This window comes from Bradyrhizobium sp., from assembly GCF_016462955.1.
In the GTDB taxonomy this organism is placed as follows: Bacteria; Pseudomonadota; Alphaproteobacteria; order Rhizobiales; family Xanthobacteraceae; genus Bradyrhizobium.
Window position 1 is genome coordinate 8644 of the sequence record NZ_JAEMSD010000168.1, and the last position, 4317, is coordinate 12960.

General features: G+C 66.7%; 3 protein-coding genes. All 3 read left to right on the top strand.

Annotation, left to right across the window (positions count from 1 at the left end):
- On the top strand, positions 1-526 hold a 526-nt coding region (locus JHD07_RS18295; protein ID WP_291624549.1), incomplete at its 5' end, for an FAD-dependent oxidoreductase.
- Between the two features lies 1 nt (position 527).
- Positions 528-3233: a nitrate reductase gene (locus tag JHD07_RS18300; protein ID WP_291624550.1), complete on the top strand. Its 2706-nt coding sequence runs from the start codon at positions 528-530 to the stop codon at positions 3231-3233.
- 401 nt (positions 3234-3634) lie between these two features.
- Positions 3635-4317 (top strand): aldo/keto reductase (locus JHD07_RS18305; RefSeq protein ID WP_291624551.1); only part of this gene is annotated, 683 nt, incomplete at its 3' end.

Here is a 4317-nt window from a genome sequence, read left to right on the forward strand (position 1 = left end):
CGACGCGGTGATCTTCGCTGCCGGCATCAGGCCGAACGTCGTGCTGGCGAAGGAGGCGGGCATCGCCGTCAACCGCGGCGTCGTGGTCAACGACGTGATGCAGACCTCCTCGCCCGACGTCTTTGCGCTCGGCGAATGCGCCGAGCACCGCGGCAGCTGCTATGGCCTGGTCGAGCCGGCCTATGAGCAGGCGCGGGTGCTGGCGCGGCATCTCGCCGGCCGGCCCGCCGCCTATCAGGGTAGCGTGGTCTCGACCAATCTGAAGGTGTCCGGCGTCAGCGTGTTCTCCGCCGGCGATTTCATGGGCGGGGAGGGCAGCGAGAGCCTCGTCCTATCGGACCGCAGGCGGGGCACCTACAAGAAGCTCGTGATCGCGGACGGGCGGCTCACCGGTGCGGTGCTGATCGGCGATACGATCGATGCGCTCTGGTATCTCGAGCTGATCCGCAATCGCGACAAGGTGACGGCAATCCGCGCCGACATGATATTCGGCCGCGCCCTGGCGCAGCCTTCGGAGGCGGCTTGATATGACCGCGATCGATCCAGACCTCCGAACCACCAGGACCACCTGTCCCTATTGCGGCGTCGGTTGCGGCGTGCTGGCGACGCCGGACGGCAAGGGCGGAGCGGCGATCGCGGGCGATCCCGACCACCCCGCCAATTTCGGCCGGCTGTGCTCCAAGGGCTCCGCGCTCGGCGAGACCGTCGGGCCGGAAAACCGTCTGCTCTACCCGATGATCCGCTGCAAGGGCGTGCTGGAGCGGGTTGCCTGGAGCGATGCGCTCGATCATGTCGCCCATCGCATGCAGCACATCATCGCCCGTGACGGCGCCGACGCGGTCGCGTTCTATCTCTCCGGCCAGCTGCTCACCGAAGACTATTACGTCGCCAACAAGCTGATGAAGGGGTTCGTCGGCACCGCCAACGTCGACACCAATTCGCGGCTCTGCATGTCCTCCTCGGTGGCCGGTCATCGCCGCGCTTTCGGCGCCGACACCGTGCCGGGCTGCTACGAGGATCTCGACCAGGCCGACCTGCTCGTCTTCGTCGGCTCGAATGCAGCCTGGTGTCATCCGGTGCTGTTCCAGCGTATGCTGAAGAATAGGCAGGAGCGCGGCGCGCGCATGATCGTGATCGATCCGCGCCGCACCGACACCGCTGGTGACGTCGATCTGTTCCTCGGCCTCAAGCCCGGCACTGATACCGCGCTGTTCTCCGGCCTGTTCGTTCACCTCGCCGACAATGGTGCGCTCGATCGGGATTACATCGCGCAGAACACCAGCGGTTTCGACGATGCGCTGGCGCGTGCGCGCAGCATAGCCGGCAGCGCCGCCGCGACGGCGCTCGCCACCGGGCTGTCCGAGCAGGACGTCGCCACCTTCTTCAAGATGTTCCGTGACACCGAGAAGGTCGTCACGCTCTATTCGCAAGGGGTCAATCAGTCGGCGCAGGGCACCGACAAGGTCAACGCCATCCTGAACTGCCATCTGGCGACGGGGCGCATCGGCAAGCCCGGCGCCTCGCCGTTCTCGCTCACCGGCCAGCCCAACGCCATGGGCGGCCGCGAGGTCGGCGGCCTCGCTAACATGCTCGCCGCCCATATGAGCTTCACGCCGCCGGACATCGATCGGGTCAGGCGGTTCTGGAAGGCGCCGCGCATCGCCACGCATGAAGGGCTGAAGGCGGTGCAGTTGTTCGAGGCGATCAACCGCGGCGAGGTCAAGGCGCTCTGGGTGATGGGCACCAACCCGGCGGTGTCGCTGCCAGATGCCGACATGGTTCGCGAGGCCCTGAAGAAGCTCGAACTGTTCGTGGTCTCCGAGAACGTGCTTTCCAACGACACCGTCGCTGCCGGCCCGCATGTGTTGCTGCCGGCGCTGGCCTGGGGCGAGAAGTCGGGCACGGTGACCAATTCCGAACGCCGCATCTCGCGCCAGCGTTCGTTCCTGCCGGCGCCCGGCGAGGCGCGCCCCGATTGGTGGATCCTGAGCGAGACCGCGAAGCGCCTCGGCTTCGGCGACAGCTTCAACTACAAATCCGCGGCGGATATCTTCCGCGAGCATGCCGCGCTGTCGGCGTTCGAGAACAATGGCAGCCGCGATTTCGACATCGGCGCGCTGACCTCGCTGTCGGACGACGCGTTCGATGCCTTGCAACCGGTGCAGTGGCCGGTGCGCGAGGGCGGGATGCCCGGCGAGCGCTTCTTCGCTGCTGGGGGCTTCTTCACCAACGACGGCAAGGGCCGCTTCGTCGCGCCCGAGGTGCCCACGCTGCGCGGGGAGACCGGCCCGTCGCGCCCCCTGAGGCTCAACACCGGACGCATCCGCGACCAGTGGCACACCATGACGCGCACCGGGCTGAGCCAGCGGCTGGGCGCGCACCTGCCCGAGCCGTTCGTCGAGATCCATCCCGACGACGCCGGCAAATACGGCGTCGCACATGACGGCTATGCACGCATCACCACCGACTACGGCCAGTGCATCCTGAAGGTCGTCGTCAGCGAGCGGCAGCAGCGCGGCGCGCTGTTCGTGCCGATCCACTGGAGCGCGATGAACGCCTCGCACGGCCGCATCGGGGCGATGGTCGCGCCGTTCACCGATCCGTTCTCGGGGCAGCCGGAATTGAAGGCGACGCCCGCGGCGATCGCTCCTTACGAATACGTCTTCCGCGGTTTTGCTTTGTCGCGGAGGCGGCTCGATCTGCCGCAAAACCTGTTGTGGACGCGCGTGACCGTCAGCGGCGGATTCGGTTATCTCTTTGCCGACAACGGCGATCTTTCGCGCTGGCCTGCCTGGCTCGAGAATGTCGCCGGGGAGGATGTTGCCGAATATCGCGACTTCGGCGGCGGGGTTTTTCGCGCGGCTTCGTTTGATGGGGATCGAATCGAGACCTGCCTGTTCGTCGGACCCGCGCACGATGCCGGCGACTGGGAGGTGGTGAAGAGCCTGTTCGCGGCCGATCAGGTCAGCGACGAGCAACGCCGTATGCTGCTGTCGGGCAGGTCCGGCGAAGGCGCGGCTTCGACTGGTCCCATCGTCTGCGCCTGCTTCGGCGTCGGCCGCGGCACCATCTGCGACAGCATCGCCAGCGGCGCCCGCACGGCCGCCGAAATCGGCGCCGAGCTGAAGGCCGGCACCAATTGCGGCTCCTGCATCCCCGAGCTGAAGCGTCTGATCGCCACGACGGAACTGGCGCCGGTGAAGCCGGCGAAGGTCGCAGGCGCGGCGGGATAGGCTGGCTCTCTCCACCGTCATTGCGAGCGTAGCGAAGCAATCCAGCGTCTTCCCGGCGAGGATTCTGGATTGCTTCGCTACGCTCGCGATGACGGCTTGGATACGGGTGTGTGCCAACACTGCGATCTCGTGCCCCCGACGCAGTGCAGCGTCTCCCCGGCGGTGCGAAGCATTGTCCGGTGCGACGGTGCGCTGCAGAGCCGGGGCCCATGCTGCACCGAGTTGCGTGGCGTCCTGGGTCCCGGCTCTGCGCCGCAACGCTCGAGCGTTGCAGCGCGTCCGGGACACGAGAGTATGGGCTGGCGGGCCACGGCCCCGCCCAATCGACGCGTCTGCGATTGTGCCCTATGCTGCCGCGCGCTTCCTTCAAGCAGGCGTGGGAAACGCGCCCTGGAGCCAACATGAACACAAAGCCCTTCGGCAACACCGGCACCAACGTCTCCGTCATCGGGCAGGGCACCTGGTATCTCGACCATGGCGACCGCAAGCGCGCGATTGCAGCGCTGCAGCGCGGGCTCGATCTCGGCATGACGCACATCGACACCGCCGAGATGTACGGGGATGCCGAGCTCGTCATTGCCGAGGCTATCGCAGGCCGGCGCGACGAAGTGTTCCTCGTTTCAAAGGTGCTGCCGAGCAACGCCTCGCGCCGCGGCACCATCACCGCCTGCGAGCGCTCGCTGAAGCGGCTGAAGACTGATCGCCTCGACTGTTATCTCTTGCACTGGCGCGGCTCTTATCCGCTGGAGGACACCGTTGCCGCGTTCGAGGAGTTGGTGAAATCAGGCAAGATCAAGTCCTGGGGCGTTTCGAACTTCGACGCTGACGATCTCGACGAGATCCTCGATGTTGCGGGCGAGGGCCGGATCGCCTGCAACCAGGTGCTCTATCACCTGAAAGAACGCGCGATCGAGCACGCGGTGATCCCGTGGTGCGAGCAGCACAATGTCGCCGTTGTCGCCTATTCGCCGTTCGGCCATGACGATTTCCCGGCGAGCGGCAGCAAGGGCGGTGCCGTGCTGGCGCGCATCGCGGAAGCGCATCGTGCGACGCCCCGTCAGGTCGCGCTGAGCTTCCTCACCCG